At 68.8% G+C, this 2,935-nt stretch carries 4 protein-coding genes; all 4 read right to left on the minus strand.

Annotation, left to right across the window (positions count from 1 at the left end; all coding sequences use genetic code 11):
• Window positions 1-140 precede the first annotated feature (140 nt).
• Window positions 141-677 (minus strand): hypothetical protein, encoded by a 537-nt coding sequence (locus G6045_RS40100; protein WP_165337175.1) that lies wholly within the window; start codon window positions 675-677, stop codon window positions 141-143.
• Between the two features lie 212 nt (window positions 678-889).
• Entirely contained in the window at window positions 890-1,579 is a 690-nt protein-coding gene (locus tag G6045_RS40105; protein ID WP_165337176.1) for a DUF899 domain-containing protein, read from the minus strand.
• 61 nt (window positions 1,580-1,640) lie between these two features.
• On the minus strand, window positions 1,641-2,444 hold the full coding sequence (locus G6045_RS40110) for an FkbM family methyltransferase (protein ID WP_165337177.1): 804 nt from the start codon (window positions 2,442-2,444) through the stop codon (window positions 1,641-1,643).
• Window positions 2,441-2,683 carry a Trm112 family protein gene (locus G6045_RS40115; protein WP_165337178.1) on the minus strand — a complete coding sequence of 81 codons (243 nt, stop codon included), beginning with the start codon at window positions 2,681-2,683 and terminating at the stop codon, window positions 2,441-2,443. The genes G6045_RS40110 and G6045_RS40115 overlap by 4 nt, the downstream gene beginning before the upstream one ends.
• Between the last annotated feature and the right edge of the window lie 252 nt (window positions 2,684-2,935).

The raw sequence follows: 2,935 nt of genomic DNA on the forward strand, positions 1-2,935 counted from the left end.
GGGCGATCCGAGGTGGCCGGAGCAAAAGGTGGCCGGAGCAAAAGTTGACCGGAGCAGAAGAACGCGGGCCGGACGCGTCAGGAACGCGTCCGGCCCGCCGTCATGCGGACGATCCCCAGGTGGGTCCGGGGCCTGCCGGATCAGACCGTGGGGCTCTTCGGGAAGCCGTAGCTCTTGACGCCCTTGCCGTCGTTCTGCCAGTTGAAGCGCAGCGTGCCGTCCGTGTACGCCTTCTTGCTGCCCACGTACACCTTGAAGGTGCGGGTCGAGGTGCTGCCGTTGCCGGAGCTGTTCATCCGGTCGAAGTCGTCGAGGAGGTTGTAGTCCTTCTTGAGGTAGACCGAGTCCGTGCCGGAGCGGGGGCGGTTGACGTTCAGCCGGAAGTGGGCCGAGTCGAAGGTGTTGGACATCGGGGGGCCGTAGTTCGGCAGGAAGTCGAAGCTCACCGTGGCCTTGGCGTAGACGTACGAGCCGGCTTCCTTGATGCAGTTCGTGACCGTGATGTTGAAGTTGTCGGGCGCGGGGCCGTCGTACGCCTCGTCGTCCATGTTGTCTGTGTACGGCTTGCACTTCCAGCTCGCCGCGGAAGCGGAGCCGGTGCCGATGGCGCAGACGCCGAGCACGCTCGCACCGACGACGGCGAGCGAAAGTGCCCTCTTGGGCAGGTTGAGCTTCATGTGTGGGTTCATCCCTCGTTGATGTGACTCTGCCGTGACGGCGCCCACGGTCCCCAGTGTTCCCCCAGGGGCAGGTCGTTCCCGCGCAGCAAAGCCTGCTGATGCTATGAGGGTCCGGGCCCGCCCCGGCTCATCCCCACAGGCCCGTCACCAATCCCACACCTTGATCATCGCCAGGCCGTCCCGGCGCACCGGTCCTCCACCCGCAGGTCCTAGGCGTCGTCGGCGCCGTACAGCTCCGCGTACCTCTCCGACTCCATCCACCTGCTGTACGTGGGCGACTGCGGCCAGCCGTCCGGGGCGTCCTGCCACTCCTCCTGGCGCCCGTACGGCAGGACGTCGATGAGGGGGAAGGTGTGGCTGAGCTGTTCGCAGCCGCGGCCCGAGGTGTGCCAGGTGCGGTAGACCTTGTCGCCGTCCCGCAGGAAGACATTGAACGCGAAACCGCCGCCGGGCGGTGCGTCCACGTCCGCGCCGAAGGGGCTCTCGGCGGTGGAGTACCAGTCCATCTTGTTGCCGACCCGCTCCTTGTACGCGAGGGCCTCGTCGAGGGGGCCCTGGGTGACGATCACGAAGCGGGCGTCCCACTGGCCGAGGAAGTCGAGCCGGGTGTACTGCGAGGTAAGGCCGGTGCAGCCGGAGCATTGCCACTTCTTGCCGGGGAACCACATGTGGTGGTAGACGATCAGCTGCTTCTTGTCCTCGAACAGATCGACGAGGCGGACGGGCCCTTCGGCGGACCGCAGGGTGTACTCCGGCAGCTCCACCATCGGCAGCCGACGGCGCTGCGCCGCGATCGCGTCCAGTTCGCGGGTGGCGGCCTTCTCCCGTACGCGCAGGGCGTCCAGCTCCTGCTGCCAGGTCTTGGCGTCGACCACCGGCGGTAGCGCTTCGCTGCTCACGGTGCCTCCCTGGATAGGCGTTCTTCGGTACGAAGAGGTAGACCGGAGCGGCAGGCAAAACTCATCGGTGCGGCCGCAGCGAAGCCGCCGGGATGCGCGCCGGGCTGGGCCGGCGGCCCTCCGGCAGGAACAGGACAGAGTTCACATACCGCGGGCCCGAGAACGGCAGCACGCGGCGGAGCAGGCCGGCGCTCGCGACATGGGCCGTGCGGTCCTGGTGGGTGTCCAGGTCGAAGTCGTCGAGCGGGAGCCAGGCCGCCGAGGGAAGGACCCAGCCGCGGTAGCCGTGCGTGGTGAGCAGATCGACGATCGGGGCCGTGGGCTGGATACGGGCCTCGAGCTCGATCAGGAGCGCCGGGCGGTCGCGGTCCAGGGTCTTGCGCGCGCCCTGCAACGTCGCCATTTCGCTGCCGTCCACGTCGATCTTGATGAAGTCGACGTCGTCCAGGCCGAGTTCGTCGACCGGAACGCACGGGACGTCGACCCCGTGGGTGTGGATGTCGCGGCGGATGAGGGAGGACAGGCCCCGGGTGCCGGCGTCCCCCGCGGGGAACCAGAGCCGTGCCGTGCCGGGCTTGTCGCTCGCCGCGGCCTGGATGACGCGGACGTTGGGCGGGGTGATCCGCTCCAGCGTGCGCGCCAGATGCGGTACCGGCTCGATGGTCACGACGCTGCGCGCACGGGAGGCGAGGCGGCGTGACCACGGTCCGTACCAGCCGCCGATGTCCAGCGCCGTACGGCAGGCGCGCGGCAAGTAGTCGTCGAGGTGCGCCAGTTCGGGCTCGAAGCGCGGATAGAGGATCTGGGCGATGCGGCCCACCACGTGTTCCGGGAGCAGGGGGCCGACGCGTGCGGCGAGGGTCATGAGGCGTCCGTCGCCCCCTTCGCGGCCTCGACCGGCTCGATCCGCTTCAGGAGGCGCTCATGCTCCTCTTCGGAGGTGGGTTCGCCGGACGACGGCAGCAGTTGAGGAATCCCTTCGAGGATGGGGTAGCGCAGCCGAAGGCGGGGGTTGTAGAGCACCTCCTCGGGGGTGAGGAGATGGAGCGGGCCCTTGTCGAGCGGGCACGCGAGGATCTTGAGAAGAGGGTCTTCGGGTGTCATCGGCAACGTCAACTCCTTGGTTTACGGCGTTCGTCGAACGACGGTCGTGGTGGCCGTGGCGGCGTACTCGCCGGCGGAACCCGCCGCGGCATATGCGTCCGGATGGTCCGCCCCGCCGGAGCGACGGGCGGAGGCGGGCGACGGGGGGACCGATTGTGCTGCGGCGGTGGTTCGTCTGTGGGGGTTTGTCCGGACAGAGGGTACCCCGATTGGCTCGTGGGCGGGGAGTCGGGGGACGGGTCGGCGTCGGCG

Source organism: Streptomyces mesophilus, assembly GCF_011044995.1.
GTDB lineage: Bacteria > Actinomycetota > Actinomycetes > Streptomycetales > Streptomycetaceae > Streptomyces > Streptomyces mesophilus.